Consider the following 15,975-nt stretch of genomic DNA (forward strand, 5'->3'; position numbering starts at 1 on the left):
TTTGATAACCTGATTTCTTCCATCCAAACAACTCAGGAACTCCGGAACTTTGGAACTAAAAAAAAGCCTTGCTTGCGCAAGGCTGAAAAATTAAGGTTTCTTGTTTTTAAGGTGTTGTTCTTTCGTTTCTTTCTTGTTGTGGGTGGCGTCATCGCCCTTCGTCATTTGTTCTTCGTTGGACCGTGCATCCAGGTTATCGCGGATTTCCGGGCGGGGCTTATGACTCACCATCTGCTTGTTCTGCAGATTATTCTGACTTCTTGATCCTTTCATAAGACTTCATTTTCCTTAAGCGGGCGAAAAATCATACCAAAAAAAACGTCCCGCTTTGCAGCAGGACGTCCACCTTTCAAAAGTAAAACAGAACGCTTATGAGCACAGCGCCCTCCCTGCCGGGGCGGGGAGCGGCGATGCCGTTATACTACTTTCTGCTCCAGCCGGAAATTGCGGGTGCGCGAACCCATGTACACGATCACCCGGGCCAGGATGGGAAGGGCGATTAAAGGAATGAACCACCATTTGAAGCCCGGCTCGAAATCGCGCAGGCTGGGCGCCATCACCAGCGATACGATGGACATCAGCTTGATGAGGATGTTCATCGAGGGACCGGAGGTGTCCTTGAAGGGGTCGCCAACGGTGTCGCCGGTAACCGAAGCCTTGTGCGGCTCGGAGCCCTTGTAATAGGTCTGGCCGCTGATCACCACGCCCTTTTCAAAGCTTTTCTTGGCATTGTCCCAGGCGCCGCCGGCATTGTTCTGGAACATGCCCATCAGTACGCCGCTGACCGTGGCGCCGGCCAGGAAGCCGCCCAGGGCTTCGGGGCCCAGCACAAAGCCCACGATGATCGGCGAGATGATAGCGATGGCTCCCGGCAGCATCATCATCTTGATGGAGGCGCCGGTGGAGATGGCCACGCATTTATCGTATTCGGGCTTGCCCCTGCCTTCCAGGATGCCCGGGATGGTGCGGAACTGGCGGCGCACTTCTTCCACCATGGCCATGGCCGCCTGCCCTACGGCGCGGATGGCAAGGGAAGAAAAGATGAAGGGGATCATGCCGCCCACGAACAGGCTGGCCAGTACGTTGGCCTTGTAGATGTTGATGCCGTTGATGCCGGCCACGCCCACAAAGGCGGCAAACAGGGCCAGGGCCGTAAGGGCGGCCGAGGCAATGGCGAAGCCCTTGCCGGTGGCGGCGGTGGTATTGCCCACGGCGTCCAGCGTATCGGTCTTTTCGCGTACTTCCTTGGGCAGCTCGCTCATTTCGGCAATGCCGCCGGCGTTGTCGGCAATGGGGCCGAAGGCGTCAATGGCCAGCTGCATGGCGGTGGTGGCCATCATGCCGGCGGCCGCAATGGCCACGCCGTACAGGCCCGCAAAGGCGTAGGAGCCGTAGATGCCGCCCGCCAGCACCAGGATGGGCAGCAGGGTCGACTCCATACCAATGGCCAGGCCGCCGATGATGTTGGTGGCATGGCCGGTGCCGCTCTGCCGTACGATGGTATCCACGGGACGCTTGCCCATGGCGGTATAAAATTCGGTGATGACGCTCATCAGGGTGCCCACGACCAGGCCCACGGCAATGGCGCCCATGACGCCGTACTTGGTAAACGGAGCGGCTTCTGCTGCCAGCTGGCCGCCGGCAAGGATGTCACGGCTCAGGAACATGTTGCCTTCCGGCAGGATCCAGTTCACCAGGAAGTAGGAAGCGATGGCGGTGAGGATGATGCTGCCCCAGTTGCCCATGTTCAGGGCGCGCTGCACCACGGAGGTGTTGACGCCGGCCCCCTCGCTGATGCGTACGAACAGGGTGCCGACCATGGAAAAGAGGATGCCTGCCCCGGCGATGAGCATGGGCAGCAGGATGGGGGAGAAGCCGCTGAGGCCGTCGGCCAGCGGGGCCTTGGCAGCATCGGTCACTTCGTGGCCCAGCACGATGGTTGCCAGGACGGTGGCCACGTAGGAGCCGAAGAGGTCGGCGCCCATGCCGGCCACGTCGCCCACGTTGTCGCCGACGTTATCGGCGATGGTGGCGGGGTTGCGGGGATCGTCCTCGGGAATGCCGGCTTCCACCTTGCCCACCAGGTCGGCGCCCACATCGGCCGCCTTGGTATAAATGCCCCCGCCCACCCGGGCAAACAGGGCAATGCTTTCGGCCCCGAACGAGAAGCCGGTCAGCACCTCCAGGGCGCGGGTCACCTGGGGAGCGGTGGACATGGCGCCGGGAGCAAAGATCTGGATCAATACGATGAACAGGCCGCCCAGGCCCAGTACCGCCAGGCCGGCAACGCCCATGCCCATCACCGACCCGCCGGTAAAGGAAATGGACAGCGCTTTGGACAGGCTGGTGCGGGCGGCATGGGCCGTGCGCACGTTGGCCTTGGTGGCAATGCGCATCCCGATATAGCCGGCCAGGGCACTGAAGAAGGCACCCAGGACAAAGGCCAGGGCAATGGCCGGGTGGGAGCCCTCATGCCGGCTGCCGAGATAGCCCAGCAGGATTCCTACGATCACCACGAAGTAGCCCAGTACCTTCCATTCCGCCTTTAAAAAGGCCATGGCGCCATCGGCGATGTACGTGCTGATTTCCTTCATACGGTCCGTGCCCGCATTCTGTTTGCTTACCCATAGAAATTTCACGAATGTGTAGATCAGGCCAATTAAACCCATGGCGGGGATCAGGTACACGTAAGAATTCATACTGCAAGTGAGGTTAAGAGGTTAAACAAATAACTTGTACGGATCTGGTACCCAAAGCAGGGAGCTGCACACCGGGCGTGCCTGCCGGGTTGGCTAACAAGATACGGGAATTTGGCATTGAGAAGATTGAATTTGGCGTCCTGCCCGGAAAGAATAAAAAAAATTCCAGGCGGGAAACCCATGACCACTATCCTTCAACACAATTTGGGGAACAGGGAACGAAAAGCCCCAATAATGCAGCCGGCAGGGAACGGACGTAGCCCGGCCGCCTGCCGCCGCAGGTCCAAAAGGAAACTGCAAAAAACAAGCCCGTCAGTTGCGGGGGTGGTTGGGGCAAACGCCCGGGCGGTGGCCAGCTAACAAACGCCTGAGATTCAGCAGGAACGAAAACCTTTTTTTCAAACAGCCCGGACCGCGGTGGCGGCCCATTTCCCAATTTGGGGACTACACAACCATTTTGCCCGGGTGCCGGAAAAGAAGCCCGCTGGGGAACCGCAACTTTTCGCCGACTTGGCTGTTTATTCCAGTGAAACAGGGCTTTGGCGCTGATGGGTTATTACCTCAAAAACAGGAGATCATGAACGCAAACAGAATGAAATTTTTTATGGGAAGCGGGGTAGCGGCGCTGCTGCTTTTTGCGCTCCCATCCTGCCGGTCCATCCCGGAAAATGCGGTGGTGGTAAAACCGTTTGACCGGCAGCGTTACCTGGGGCGCTGGTACGAGATCGCCCGCCTGGATTTTAAACACGAGCGGAACCTGAATAATACGACGGCCACCTATGCACTGAATGACGATGGCAGCATCCGGGTGGTGAACCGGGGCTATAATTATGTGACCGGGGAATGGAAGCAGGCTACCGGCAAGGCCAAGGCGGCCGGGGCCGCGGACGAAGGACGGCTGAAGGTGTCTTTTTTCGGTCCCTTTTATTCCGGCTACAACGTGCTGGCCCTGGACCGGGACTATAATTATGCGCTGGTGGCGGGCAAAAACCTCAAATACCTGTGGCTGCTTTCCCGTAGCAAAACAATGCCCGACAGCATCCGGAAAGCCTACCTCGACCAGGCGGCCCGGCTGGGCTACAAGGTAGCCGACCTGGTGTGGGTGGTCCACGATAAAAACGAATAACATGAACGTGCTGCTCACCGGTGTTACCGGTTATATTGCCCAACGCTTATTGCCCCTGCTGCTGCAGCAGGGGCACCGGGTGCTGTGCTGCGTACGCGATAAAAACCGCTTTTATGCGCCCTATGCCGCGGAAAACTGCGTCGTTATCGAAGCGGACTTTCTCCGGCCCGAAACCCTGCGGCAGATCCCGGAAGACATTGACGTGGCGTATTACCTGATCCATTCCATGGCGACCGGCACGGGCAACTTTGAACAGCTGGAGCAGGAGTGCGCCCAGAATTTCCGCCACCGGATCGAACAAACGAAGGCCCGCCAGGTGATCTATTTAAGCGGTATCGTCAATGAGCCCGTGCTGTCGCGGCACCTCTCGTCGCGCCGCAACGTGGAAACCATTCTTTCCGGCGCTTCCTATGCCCTGACCACGCTGCGCGCCGGCATCATCATCGGGTCGGGCAGCGCTTCCTTCGAGATCATCCGCGACCTGGTGGAAAAGCTGCCCCTGATGATCGGCCCGCGCTGGCTGAAAACCCGCAGCCAGCCCATTGCCATCCGCAATGTGCTGCAGTTTTTGAGCGGGGTGATGGGCCGCACCGACACTTACAACCAAAGCTTCGATATCGGGGGGCCGGAAATTATCAGCTATAAGGACATGCTGTTGCGCTTTGCAGGGGTAAGGGGCCTGAAGCGGCGCATCCTGATGGTGCCCGTGCTGACGCCCCGCCTGTCTTCTTACTGGCTCTATTTCGTTACCTCCACCTCCTATGCGCTGGCCCGCAACCTGGTCAACAGCATGAAGGTGGAAGTGGTGTGCCGGCCGAACGACCTGGCCGGGCGCCTGGGCATTTCGCTGATCGGCTACGACGAGGCCATCCGCATGGCCTTTGACAAGATCGAGCAGAACCAGGTGGTTTCGAGCTGGAAGGACGCCCAGTCCAGTAAAATTTTTCAAAAAGGCATTTCCGCCTTTATAGAAGTGCCGGTGAACGGTTGCTTCAAGGATGTGCGCCGCGAAAAGGTGGGCGACGGGGAACAGGTGCTCGACCGCATCTGGCAGATCGGGGGAAAGACCGGCTGGTACTATGGGGACTGGCTCTGGGAGGTGCGGGGATTTATGGACCAGCTGGTAGGCGGGGTCGGCCTGCGGCGGGGGCGCAAAAGCGCTACCGACATCCGGCCCGGCGACGCCCTGGATTTCTGGCGCGTGCTGGTGGCCTCCCGCGAAGACAAACGGCTGCTGCTGTATGCCGAGATGAAGGTGCCGGGGGAGGCCTGGCTGGAGTTCCGCCTGGGCGAAGACGGGGTGCTGACGCAAACGGCCACCTTCCGGCCGCTGGGTGTGGCCGGCCGGCTGTACTGGTACGCGGTGTTGCCCTTCCACGGCTTTATTTTCCGGGGCATGATCCGCAACATTGTGAGCGGAAGGCCGGAAAGAAAAGGCATCTTTGCAGTTCCTAAAAACACGGAGTACCGATGAAAGTGGATATCACGAACCGTACGGACCTGAATGCGCTGCTGCAGCGCCTGACCGAAGAAAGCCTGCCCGCCTGGGGCGTTATGCGGCCCCAGAACATGGTGGAACACCTGGCCACCACGGTGCAAATTTCCAATGGCAAACGCATCATGGCCCAGCGGCTGTCCGACGAGGAAACCCTGGCCGCCCGGCAAACCTACCTATTCGTGGACGCCGACTTGCCCAAAGGCATGAAAACGCCGCTGCTGGGTGAGGGGCCCGCTCCCTTTGAGTGGCCCAGCCTGCAGGAGGCGATCAGCCAGCTGAACGCCGAGCTGGACGCTTTCGAGCGCTACTTTGCGGCCCAGCCCGGGGGCACCAGCACCCACCCCCGCTTCGGCCCCCTGGACCATAAGGGATGGGTCCACTTCCACGGCAAGCATTTTACCCACCACTTCCGCCAGTTCGGCCTGGTATAAGGGGCAGGGTGAGGCTGGCAGGAATTATGCGGCAGGTTTGGTTGTTTCGTTCTTCTCCACCAAAAAAACCTGAACGCCATGAAAGAGATCTGCCGCTTCCTTTTCCTGCTGTTGGCAGCTTTGCCGGCCCGCGCCCAGTTGCAGGGCGGGCGGGAAAATATTGACAAGCTGTGCGGTTGCTTTGATGTGGAATTCAAATATGCCGAAACCTTTGCTCCTGATCCCAACTACAAATTTCATCCGCGGGAGCAGATGGGCGCCCGGGAGCTGGCCCTGCCCATTGAAGCCTCTGCCCGCAGGGTGGTGATCCAGCACCTGCTGATCCTCGACGATACCACGGTAATCAAGCACTGGCGGGAAGACTGGGAATTCGAGCAACCCTACCTGTGGAAGTACGAAGGCGCGAAAAAATGGGTGAGGCAGCAGCTTTTGCCGGCCGCCTACAAGGGCCGGTGGACGCAGACTGTCTGGGAGGTGGACGATGCGCCCCGTTACCAGGGCATCAGCGAATGGGTGGCCACCGACGGCAAGGTCTTCTGGCAGAGCACCGTTGCTGCGCCGCTGCCCCGCCGCGAGTACACCGTGCGCAACGACTACGACATCCTGCGTCGCGGCAATCGCCTGGTGCTGACCGACAGCGGCTGGACCCACGAGCAGGACAACGACAAGATCCGCCGGCAGTCGGGCGGCGACCACGTCATTGCCCAGGAAAAGGGCTATAACATTTATACCCGGGCCAATAAGGAAAAGTGCGCCTATGCCTTACAGTGGTGGCAGCAGCACAGCGCCTTCTGGGGGCTGGTACGCACCGAATGGCAGCAGCTGCTGACCGGGGGCAACCGGGTAAGCCTGCAGGCAAAGGTTGACAACAAGGTGCTGCACCAGCATTTGGATGAATTATCGGATCAGTACAACAACCGGCTTCTTTCGGCGGAAGCCGCCGCCCAGAAAATAAAAACCCTCCTGCAGAAGTTCGCCCAGGTCAATGCCGAAGTGGCGGGAAAGTAAACTGCACTTTGCTTCAGGCGAAGCGTTTCTTGTATTTGCCCTCTTCACCTGTTATTAACACTACGTGGATAACCCCGTGGAAAACAACTTTATGCTTCCAGCTCTCCTCCGCTGTATCTTGCAGGCAGATTTTGGTTACGCTATCGCCACAGGTGATACGTATTAAAAGGGAAGTCCGGTGCAAATCCGGCGCTATCCCCGTAGCTGTAAGCTCCTTAGCATTGTTCAGAACACAGACGGTCACTGTTTCGCCTCCGGCGGGATGGGAAGGCCCTGGACAATGGAGCAAGCCAGAAGACCTGCCAGGATCGGCTTTCTGTTTCATCGCTTTCGGGAGAAAGGCATTGAACTGGACCAATCCGCAGGGTATCCCCGCGCTGTTTCAGCCCTTATTTCTTTTTCCGAAGGCTTATTGCTCCATTTTTTAAACTATAGCTATGCAGCCGGAGAACGAAGTACTTTTAAAAGAGAACAAGGAACGCTTTGTCCTGCTTCCCATCAACTACCCTAAAGTATGGGAACATTACAAGCGCCACGAGGCCAGCTTCTGGACGGCCGAGGAGATCGACCTGAGCGGAGACCTTAAAGACTGGGAAACCCTGAACGATGGCGAGCGCCATTTCATTTCGCACGTGCTGGCCTTCTTTGCCGCCAGCGACGGCATCGTCAACGAAAACCTGGCCGTGAATTTCATGAGCGAGGTGCAGTTGCCCGAAGCCCGCTGCTTTTACGGTTTCCAGATCATGATGGAAAATATTCACAGCGAAACCTACGCCCTGCTGATCGACACCTACATCAGCGATCCTAAAGAAAAGCACCGCCTGTTCCATGCCATGGAAACCGTGCCGGCCGTAACCAAAAAGGCTGAATGGGCCCTGCGCTGGATCACCAATGGCAGCTTCGCCCAGCGGCTGGTGGCCTTCGCCGCCGTCGAAGGCATCTTCTTCAGCGGCAGCTTCTGTTCGCTCTTCTGGCTGCGCAAACGGGGGCTGATGCCGGGGCTGACCTTCAGCAACGAGCTCATTAGCCGCGACGAAGGCCTGCACTGCGAGTTTGCCTGCCTGTTATACGGCATGCTGCAGCAACAGCTGTCGCGGGAAGAGGTGTACGCCATCATCACCGATGCCGTTGCCATCGAAAAGGAATTCATCACCGAGGCGCTGCCGGTAGACCTGATCGGCATGAACGCCCGCCTCATGCAGCAATATATCGAGTTCGTGGCCGACCGCTGGATTTCCGAGCTGGGATATCCCAAGGTGTATGGCGCCGCCAATCCCTTCGACTTCATGGAAATGATCTCGCTGCAGGGCAAAACGAACTTTTTTGAAAAACGCGTCGGCGACTACCAGAAAGCCGGCGTCATGGCCGCCAAGGAAAGCCAGGCCTTTTCTTTGGAAGAAGATTTCTAACGCCTCACCCCTTAAAATATAATTATGAGCTATGTAATTAAGCGGAGTGGGCGGAAAGAACCCATTCAATTCGATAAAGTGACGGCCCGCATTAAAAAACTGTCGTACGGCCTGAGCCCGATGGTGCATCCCATCGACGTGGCCAAGAAAACCATTGAAGGCATTTACGAAGGCGTGCACACCACGGAGCTGGACAACCTGGCGGCGGAGGTGGCGGCTTCGCTGACGGCCACCCATCCCGACTACGCTATCCTGGCCTCCCGCATTGCCGTGAGCAACCTGCACAAGAACACGGTAAAATCGTTCTCGGACACCATGCGCAAGCTCTATGCGTATACCGACAAGGCCACCGGCCGCAAAATGCCACTGATCGCCGACGACGTGATGGTCCTCATTGATACGCATGCCGAATGGCTGGACAGCGTCATCATCTACGACCGCGACTACGCCTTCGATTATTTCGGCTTCAAAACCCTGGAAAAGTCGTACCTGCTGCGCATCGACGGGGAGATTGCCGAACGTCCCCAGCACATGTACATGCGGGTGGCCCTCGGCATTCATAAGTCCGACCTGGACAGCGTGCTCCAGACCTACCACCTCCTCAGCGAGCACTGGTTTACCCATGCCACCCCTACGCTCTTTAATGCCGGCACCCCGCGGCCGCAAATGAGCTCCTGCTTTTTGCTGGCCATGAAGGAAGACAGCATCGATGGCATCTACGATACCTTGAGGCAGACGGCAAAGATCTCGCAAAGCGCCGGCGGCATCGGCCTGGCCATTCACAACGTTCGCGCCACCGGCAGCTACATCAGCGGTACCAACGGCACCAGCAACGGCATCATTCCCATGCTAAGGGTGTTCAACGATACGGCCCGCTACGTGGACCAGGGCGGCGGCAAGCGCAAGGGCGCTTTTGCCATCTACCTCGAGCCCTGGCATGCCGACATCCCTGAGTTCCTGGACCTGCGCAAGAACCACGGCAAGGAGGAGCTGCGGGCCCGCGACCTGTTCTATGCCCTTTGGATCCCCGACCTGTTCATGAAGCGGGTGGAGGCCAACGGGCAGTGGAGCCTGTTCTGTCCCAGCGAGGCTCCCGGCCTGCACGAGTGCTGGGGTGAGAAATTTGAAGCCCTCTACACCCGCTACGAAGCCGAAGGACGGGCCCGCAAGACCCTGAAGGCCCAGGACCTGTGGTTCCGCATCCTCGACGCCCAGATCGAGACCGGCACGCCCTACCTGCTGTACAAGGATGCCGCCAACGGCAAAAGCAACCAGCAGAACCTGGGTACCATCCAGAGCAGCAACCTGTGTACGGAAATTATCGAGTATACCTCGCCCGACGAAGTGGCGGTCTGCAACCTGGCTTCGCTGGCCCTGCCGAAGTTCGTACGCAACGGCGCCTTCGACCACCAGCAGCTGTTTGATGTGACCTGCCAAGTAACGAAGAACCTGAACGCGGTGATCGACAACAACTTTTACCCCGTGCCCGAAGCAAAGGCTTCCAACACCAGGCACCGGCCCGTGGGCCTGGGCGTGCAGGGCCTGGCCGACGTGTTCATCCGCCTGCGGCTGCCCTTCGAAAGCGAGGGCGCCCGGCAGCTCAATAAAGACATTTTCGAAACCATCTACTTCGCCGCCATGACCGCCAGCAAAGACCTGGCGAAGGTGGCGGGTCCTTACGAAACCTACGCAGGCTCGCCCGTTTCCAAAGGCCAGTTCCAGTTCGACCTTTGGGGCGTGACGCCCGGCGACCGCTGGGACTGGGCCGGCCTGAAGGCCGAAGTGGCGCAGTACGGTGTGCGCAACTCCCTGCTGGTGGCGCCCATGCCCACCGCTTCCACCTCGCAGATTTTGGGCAACAACGAATGCTTCGAGCCCTACACCAGCAACATCTATGTGCGCCGGGTGCTGAGCGGCGAGTTCGTGGTGGTGAACAAGCACCTGCTGCAGGACCTGGCGGCGCTGAACCTGTGGAACAATGACATGAAGAACCGCATCATTGCCGCCAACGGTTCCATTCAACATATTCCCGGTATCCCGGCCCAGCTGAAAGAGTTGTACAAGACTGTCTGGGAGATCCGCCAGCGGGCGCTGATCGACATGGCGGCCGACCGGGGCGCGTTCATCTGCCAGTCGCAGTCGCTGAACCTGTTCGTGGACAGTCCTTCGGCCGCCAAACTCACCTCCATGCACTTTTATGCCTGGAAGAAGGGCCTCAAAACCGGCATGTACTACCTGCGTACCCAGGCCGCCGCCCAGGCCGTGCAGTTTACGGTGGAAAAGCAGGGCGGCAGCGCCGTGGAGCCCGTGCTGCCCGGCCAGCCGACGCGCGAAATGGCAACGGTGGTGCCCCTCAACGAAGCCTCCTTCCCGGAAGGAGCAGCCTGTTCGATGCAGGACGGCTGCCTAAGCTGTGGCTCGTAGAAAGGGAGCCGCATCCTGTTTTCGGCCTTCTGCCCTTCTTCGAATACCTGAAGAACGGCAGAAGGCCGTTTTTATAGATTAGGGATGTCGCCTGTAAAATCCAGTTGCCTTCCATGGTAATTTTGTGGTCAACAGGTTATTGCTTATGTCGGATATTTTGAAAAAGCATATTGAAAAGTTTATTGCCGTCAATGAACAGGATTACGCAAATATCCTGTCGTATTTCCAGCCCCTGAAAGTTGCTAAAAAGCAGAACCTGCTGGTGGAAGGGAAGGTGTGCAAGTCCAATTACTTCGTGGAGAAGGGTTGTTTGCGCCTTTTTTTTATCAACGAAAAAGGAGTGGAGCAAACCATACAGTTTGCCCTGGAGCACTGGTGGATGGCCGATTTTACGTCCTTTTCCACGCAACAGCCTTCCGAATATTATATCCAGGCGGTGGAAACCTCCGGGGTGCTGGCCCTGGAGTATGCCGCCCAGGAAGAAATGCTGCAGCGGTTCCCGCAAATGGAACGGTATTTCCGCCTGGTGCACCAGCGGGCGCATGCCGCTTACCAGTTCCGCATCCGGGGCCTGTATTATTTGTCCCGCGAGGAGCTGTTTCACCAGTTCAATGAAAAGTATCCCGAGTTCGTGCAGCGGGTGCCCCAATACCTGCTGGCTTCGTTCCTGGGCTTCACCCCGGAATACCTGAGTGAGATCCGCAGGAAGAAGCGTTCTTAAACTGGTTTAAGCAATCGGGCGGGGGAGGGGTTTTAGCTTTGCTCCATCCAAAAAATAAAAGCAAAATGGAACAAAGATTCAACTTTCAGCAATCCCATCCCGAAGCGTATAAGGCCCTCTACCACCTGAGTGTTATTACCGCCAAATCCTCCCTGACGCCCATACAAAGGGAATTGATCAAGATCCGGGCATCGCAGATCAACGGCTGTGCCTTCTGTATCGATATGCACACCAAAGAAGCGCTTCAAATTGGCGAAACGCAACAGCGGATCTTCCTGTTGAATGCCTGGCGCGAAACCGATTTGTTTACCGAAGAAGAAAAGGCGCTGCTGGCCGTGACGGAAGAAGTGACCCTCCTCCACCAGAAAGGTATTTCGGATGCTACCTACCGGCAGGCCGAAAAGTGCTTCAGCCCCCAGGTGATCGGCGACATCGTCCTGGCCACCCTGGTGATCAATTCCTGGAACCGCATTGCCGTCAGCTCGCTCCTGCCGGTGCCCCGGTAAACCCGGTAGATGTATCGGCAGATCAGGCCGCATAAAAAAACGCCTGAACCGGTGGTTCAGGCGTTTCGTTTGAATTTGGAACTTTAACGGTTACCGCCACCCTGGCTGCGTCCGCCGCCACCGGAGGATTGACCCCCTTTGCGGCCGGCTTCGCGCGCCTCTTCGGAATCGAATTCATGAGCGGTTCCCTTTTCATGGGCTGCTTTACCACCTTCACTGGCGATCTCTCTTTGTTTCTCCGGATCCATAGAGGCAAATCCTCTTTGCGAATTTCCTTGGTTTCCACCTTGATTACCTCCGCGGTTTCCGCCTCCTTGATTTCTTTCAGCCATAAAAACAAGTTTTTATTGTTAACAAATTTCTTGCGGTAAGCTAACCGGAAAATAGTGCCAATACGGCTTGGTTGCCCGGGCCGCTCTGTTCTTTTCCAGCTGTTCTTTATCCTTATAATAGCTTTAGGAAAACGGGGGCAAAACAGCGGAAAATTCCTGATCAGCAGACCTTCCGGCAGTCCTGACTATCTAAAGAAAAGTTGAAGTGTAGATTCTTTGAACAGGAGTTGTACAAAAAGTTGCATGGATGGGGCGACCTGCAGGACTTGTTTATTTTATGCACAGGAACGACTTTGGAAACTGGTTTTTATTAAGGTAACCGCCGGCGTGAATAACTCTCTTTGTTCAACTTTACTCCAGACGTATTTATACAAGTGGGTATCCTCCAAAGGAAGAATAAGTTCGGCGGGCGAATTTTTATAACAGCATTTAACTATTTTTGCCGCCTTAGCTCTTTGCGATCAACTTATCGGCGAAAAAGGTTTCCGGTGCTGAGCCGGAATGAAAAGGGAACCATGTGCGATTCATGGACTGTCCCGCAACTGTAAGTGCCCCCGACGTTTTTACCCCGCAATGCCCACTGTCCCGCTCCAGGCGCGATGGGAAGGGCGGTAAAAATGGCACAAGTCAGGAGACCTGCCTCTTTCGTTTTGACAATGCTTTCGTGGACTGAAGCAACTGCTCAAGCAGGATAAGTGCCTATTCAATTTAAAGGACGGGAGTTGCCGCCGGCAACGTCTTGCTTCCTGTTATTGCATGCGCATTTGTTGGCTCTTTCCCTGGAGCATTGTGGGTTTCATCTGCAAAGATTTTATTGAATCATTCAATTAAAATCAGACAAATGCAAACGCACAACCTGGGTTACCCGAGGATCGGTAACCGACGTGAACTGAAAAAAGCCTGCGAAGCCTACTGGGCAGGCACCCTCAACGACCAGCAACTCGAAGAAGCCGCCGCGGCCCTCCGCCGCCAAAACTGGCAAACGCAACAGGAGGCCGGTATCGACCTTCTTCCCTGCAACGATTTTTCCTTTTATGACCATGTGCTCGATACGGTCCTGATGACGGGCGCCGTCCCCGACCGGTTCCTCCTGCTGCAGGAACAGCGGCAGCTGTCGCCGACCGACCTGTTGTTTGCCCTGGCCCGCGGCTACCAGAAGGACGGCTTCGACCTCACCGCCCTGGAAATGACCAAGTGGTTCGATACCAACTACCACTACCTGGTACCCGAATTTACCGCCGGCCAGCAGTTCTCCCTTAATGCTGCCAAGGTGGTCCGGGAATATGCCGAAGCCGTGGCGCTGGGCGTTGCCGCCAAGCCGGTGCTGCTGGGCCCCGTCTCGTTCCTGCTGCTGGGCAAGGAAAAGGAAGACGGCTTCCACCGCCTGGAACTGCTCGACCGCCTGCTGCCCGTCTACATCGAGTTGCTGACCCAACTGAGCGCTGCCGGCGCCCACTACCTGCAGTTCGACGAGCCCTGCCTGTCCCTCGACCTGGACGAGCGGGAACGGGCCGCTTTTGCCAAAGTCTACACCACCCTCCACCGTTGCTTCCCGCAGCTGCATTTCCTGTTAGCCTCCTATTTCGACTGTTATGGCAGCAACCTGCCGCTGGCCCTGAGCCTGCCGGTACAAACCCTTCACCTCGACCTGGTCCGCTGTCCCGCGCAGCTCGACGACATCCTGGCTGCCGGCTTTGCCCACTCTGCAACCCAACTGTCGCTGGGCGTGGTGGATGGCCGCAACATCTGGATCAACGACTTCGAACAGTCGCTTACCTCCATCCGCAGGGCGGTGGAACACCTGGGCGCCGACCGGCTGTGGATCGCCCCTTCCTGCTCGCTGCTGCACGTGCCCTGCGACCTGGAGCTGGAGTCCAACGAAAAGACCCTGCCGGCAGAGGTGAAGTCCTGGCTGGCCTTTGCCAAACAAAAGCTGGAAGAGGTGGTGACCCTGAAACAACTGGCTGCCGGTGACGACAATGCCCGCGCCCGGGAACGCTGGCGGGCCAACGCCGCCGCCAACAAAAGCCGCCGGACCTCGCCGCTGACCCGGAATGCCGCCGTGCGGCAAAGGGTGGCGGGGTTGACGCCGCAGGACGACCGCCGCCGCAGTGCCTTTGCGGTGCGCCGGCCGCTGCAGCATGAAGCCCTGCGCCTGCCGCTCTTTCCCACTACCACCATCGGGTCCTTTCCCCAGACCGCCGAAGTGCGGAGCTGGCGGGCGCAGTGGAAAAAGGGCGCGTTGAGTGCGGAGGAATACGACCGCCGGATCGCCCGGGAAACCGAAAACGCCATCCGCTGGCAGGAGGAGATCGGCCTGGACGTGCTGGTGCACGGCGAATTCGAGCGCAACGATATGGTGGAATATTTCGGCGAGCAGCTGGCAGGCTTTGCCTTTACCCAGAACGGCTGGGTGCAAAGCTATGGCAGCCGCTGCGTGAAGCCGCCCGTCATTTACGGCGATGTCCGCCGCCCCGCCCCCATGACGGTCAAGTGGAGCGCCTATGCGCAGTCGCTGGCCGCCCGCCCGGTCAAGGGCATGCTCACCGGCCCGGTCACGATGCTGCAATGGAGCTTTGTGCGCAACGACCAGCCCCGCGCCGAAACCTGTACGCAGATCGCCCTGGCCATCCGCGACGAGGTGGCCGACCTGGAGCGCGCCGGCATACGGGTGATCCAGATTGACGAGCCCGCCCTGCGCGAAGGGCTGCCCCTGCGGCAGGAAAACCGGCGGCCGTACCTGCAATGGGCGGTCAAGGCCTTCCGCATCGCGGCTTCCGGGGTACAGGACGAAACCCAGGTGCATACCCATATGTGCTATTCCGAGTTCAACGATATCATCGACAGCATTGCCGCCATGGATGCCGACGTCATCACCATCGAGTGCTCGCGATCGCAGATGGAGCTGCTGGATGCCTTTGCGGACTTCCGGTACCCCAACGAAATAGGGCCGGGGGTGTACGATATCCATGCGCCCCGCATTCCCTCCGTGGGCGAAATGGAGGCCCTGCTGATAAAAGCCCTGCAGGTGCTGCCGCCCGGCAACCTCTGGGTCAACCCCGACTGCGGCCTGAAGACCCGGAGCTGGGAAGAGACCCGGCCGGCCCTGGTGAATATGGTAAAGGCTGCCCGGAAAATGAGGGCGCTGCTGAAGGATAAAGTACATTCCTGATCGGATGAAAAAAACGGGGTAAACGGATGGGTTTACCCCGTTTTTTTTAAGGCTGGGTTTGCGGGCGGGATGGGTTTTGTAAATTAGTAGGATATTATATGTGTTATGAAGCAGCTTCTTCTTTTGGTTTTCCTTTTTGCCGGCGTGGCAGGGCGCAGCCAGTCCCCTGACCTGCCCGCCTGGTTCTCCGAAACCTTTGCGAAAAAAGGGCTGGACGCTAAATACACCGTTCAGGCCTACCTGCAGCCTTCCTTTCTTCAGGCCGACTTTAACGGGGACGGGAAGGAGGATATAGCGGTGCTGGTGGTGGAAAAGGAAAAAAAGAAAAAGGGCATCCTGCTGGTGCACGGCAATACCCACGAATCCTTTTTGTTTGGTGCGGGGAAAAACCTGAACAAGGGGGGACTCACCTTTAAGTCCGCCGATCAGTGGGGACTTTATACCGAAAAGACCGCCCGGGCCATCCAGCGCGACCCGGAGAACGGCCATTTTACCGGGCACCGCGAAGTGGCGCTGAATACTCCCGCCCTGTTTATCCATGACCATAAAGGTGCTGCCGCCTCCGAAGGCTGGCTCATTCACTGGAACGGGAAGCGGTACACCTGGATCCACCACGGGCATTAAGCCGGAATGCAGGGGGAAACCTCTT

The 15,975-nt window shown here is 57.9% G+C and carries 13 protein-coding genes and 2 riboswitches; of the genes, 10 read left to right on the forward strand and 3 right to left on the reverse strand.

Features of this window, described 5'->3' with window-relative positions; genetic code table 11:
• Positions 1–90 precede the first annotated feature (90 nt).
• Positions 91–273 (reverse strand): hypothetical protein, encoded by a 183-nt coding sequence (locus tag V9K67_RS08190; protein WP_336721375.1) that lies wholly within the window; start codon positions 271–273, stop codon positions 91–93.
• A gap of 143 nt (positions 274–416) precedes the next feature.
• On the reverse strand, positions 417–2,699 hold the full coding sequence (locus V9K67_RS08195; protein ID WP_336721376.1) for a sodium-translocating pyrophosphatase: 2,283 nt from the start codon (positions 2,697–2,699) through the stop codon (positions 417–419).
• A gap of 577 nt (positions 2,700–3,276) precedes the next feature.
• Here V9K67_RS08195 and V9K67_RS08200 point away from each other — a divergent pair.
• The 8 genes from V9K67_RS08200 (at position 3,277) to V9K67_RS08235 (ending at position 11,822) form a co-directional block, all read left to right on the forward strand.
• Positions 3,277–3,825, forward strand: a complete 549-nt coding sequence (locus tag V9K67_RS08200; RefSeq protein WP_336721377.1) for a lipocalin family protein — start codon at positions 3,277–3,279, stop codon at positions 3,823–3,825.
• A gap of 1 nt (position 3,826) precedes the next feature.
• Complete coding sequence (locus V9K67_RS08205) at positions 3,827–5,299, forward strand: SDR family oxidoreductase (protein ID WP_336721378.1); 1,473 nt, start codon at positions 3,827–3,829, stop codon at positions 5,297–5,299.
• Complete coding sequence (locus V9K67_RS08210; protein WP_336721380.1) at positions 5,296–5,754, forward strand: hypothetical protein; 459 nt, start codon at positions 5,296–5,298, stop codon at positions 5,752–5,754. Before V9K67_RS08205 ends, V9K67_RS08210 begins: the two co-directional genes overlap by 4 nt.
• A 78-nt stretch (positions 5,755–5,832) precedes the next feature.
• Positions 5,833–6,762, forward strand: a complete 930-nt coding sequence (locus tag V9K67_RS08215; protein WP_336721381.1) for a DUF6607 family protein — start codon at positions 5,833–5,835, stop codon at positions 6,760–6,762.
• A gap of 115 nt (positions 6,763–6,877) precedes the next feature.
• Positions 6,878–7,083: riboswitch (cobalamin riboswitch) on the forward strand.
• Positions 7,084–7,199: 116 nt separating this feature from the next.
• Positions 7,200–8,171, forward strand: a complete 972-nt coding sequence (locus V9K67_RS08220; RefSeq protein ID WP_336721382.1) for a ribonucleoside-diphosphate reductase small subunit — start codon at positions 7,200–7,202, stop codon at positions 8,169–8,171.
• A 24-nt stretch (positions 8,172–8,195) separates the two neighbouring features.
• Positions 8,196–10,595, forward strand: a complete 2,400-nt coding sequence (locus V9K67_RS08225) for a ribonucleoside-diphosphate reductase subunit alpha (protein WP_336721384.1) — start codon at positions 8,196–8,198, stop codon at positions 10,593–10,595.
• Positions 10,596–10,740: 145 nt separating this feature from the next.
• A complete protein-coding gene (locus V9K67_RS08230) occupies positions 10,741–11,316 on the forward strand; it encodes a Crp/Fnr family transcriptional regulator (RefSeq protein ID WP_336721385.1) in 576 nt (191 codons plus the stop codon).
• A gap of 65 nt (positions 11,317–11,381) precedes the next feature.
• The gene (locus V9K67_RS08235; RefSeq protein WP_336721386.1) at positions 11,382–11,822 is read left to right on the forward strand and encodes a carboxymuconolactone decarboxylase family protein; all 441 of its coding nucleotides are present in this window, start codon (positions 11,382–11,384) and stop codon (positions 11,820–11,822) included.
• An 83-nt stretch (positions 11,823–11,905) separates the two neighbouring features.
• Here the strand turns inward: V9K67_RS08235 and V9K67_RS08240 are convergent, their stop codons facing one another.
• Entirely contained in the window at positions 11,906–12,154 is a 249-nt protein-coding gene (locus V9K67_RS08240) for a KGG domain-containing protein (protein WP_336721387.1), read from the reverse strand.
• A 462-nt stretch (positions 12,155–12,616) separates the two neighbouring features.
• A riboswitch (cobalamin riboswitch) is annotated at positions 12,617–12,812 on the forward strand.
• A 183-nt stretch (positions 12,813–12,995) separates the two neighbouring features.
• Here V9K67_RS08240 and metE point away from each other — a divergent pair.
• Together metE and V9K67_RS08250 are read left to right on the forward strand one after the other, a co-directional pair.
• Positions 12,996–15,326 (forward strand): 5-methyltetrahydropteroyltriglutamate--homocysteine S-methyltransferase, encoded by a 2,331-nt coding sequence (gene metE / locus V9K67_RS08245; RefSeq protein ID WP_336721388.1) that lies wholly within the window; start codon positions 12,996–12,998, stop codon positions 15,324–15,326.
• Positions 15,327–15,431: 105 nt separating this feature from the next.
• Positions 15,432–15,950 (forward strand): hypothetical protein, encoded by a 519-nt coding sequence (locus V9K67_RS08250; RefSeq protein WP_336721389.1) that lies wholly within the window; start codon positions 15,432–15,434, stop codon positions 15,948–15,950.
• The last annotated feature ends 25 nt before the right edge of the window (positions 15,951–15,975 follow it).

This window comes from Huijunlia imazamoxiresistens (genome assembly GCF_037132455.1).
In the GTDB taxonomy this organism is placed as follows: Bacteria; Bacteroidota; Bacteroidia; order Chitinophagales; family Chitinophagaceae; genus Flavisolibacter; species Flavisolibacter imazamoxiresistens.

Bases quoted from the DNA above. Each gene is read 5' to 3' on its own strand.
- V9K67_RS08200 (WP_336721377.1), top strand. From the start codon at position 3,277: ATGAACGCAAACAGAATGAAATTTTTTATGGGAAGCGGGGTAGCGGCG.
- V9K67_RS08240 (WP_336721387.1), bottom strand. From the start codon at position 12,154: ATGGCTGAAAGAAATCAAGGAGGCGGAAACCGCGGAGGTAATCAAGGT.
- V9K67_RS08215 (WP_336721381.1), top strand. From the start codon at position 5,833: ATGAAAGAGATCTGCCGCTTCCTTTTCCTGCTGTTGGCAGCTTTGCCG.
- V9K67_RS08225 (WP_336721384.1), top strand. From the start codon at position 8,196: ATGAGCTATGTAATTAAGCGGAGTGGGCGGAAAGAACCCATTCAATTC.
- V9K67_RS08220 (WP_336721382.1), top strand. From the start codon at position 7,200: ATGCAGCCGGAGAACGAAGTACTTTTAAAAGAGAACAAGGAACGCTTT.
- V9K67_RS08205 (WP_336721378.1), top strand. From the start codon at position 3,827: ATGAACGTGCTGCTCACCGGTGTTACCGGTTATATTGCCCAACGCTTA.
- V9K67_RS08235 (WP_336721386.1), top strand. From the start codon at position 11,382: ATGGAACAAAGATTCAACTTTCAGCAATCCCATCCCGAAGCGTATAAG.
- metE (WP_336721388.1), top strand. From the start codon at position 12,996: ATGCAAACGCACAACCTGGGTTACCCGAGGATCGGTAACCGACGTGAA.
- V9K67_RS08190 (WP_336721375.1), bottom strand. From the start codon at position 273: ATGAAAGGATCAAGAAGTCAGAATAATCTGCAGAACAAGCAGATGGTG.
- V9K67_RS08210 (WP_336721380.1), top strand. From the start codon at position 5,296: ATGAAAGTGGATATCACGAACCGTACGGACCTGAATGCGCTGCTGCAG.
- V9K67_RS08195 (WP_336721376.1), bottom strand. From the start codon at position 2,699: ATGAATTCTTACGTGTACCTGATCCCCGCCATGGGTTTAATTGGCCTG.
- V9K67_RS08250 (WP_336721389.1), top strand. From the start codon at position 15,432: ATGAAGCAGCTTCTTCTTTTGGTTTTCCTTTTTGCCGGCGTGGCAGGG.
- V9K67_RS08230 (WP_336721385.1), top strand. From the start codon at position 10,741: ATGTCGGATATTTTGAAAAAGCATATTGAAAAGTTTATTGCCGTCAAT.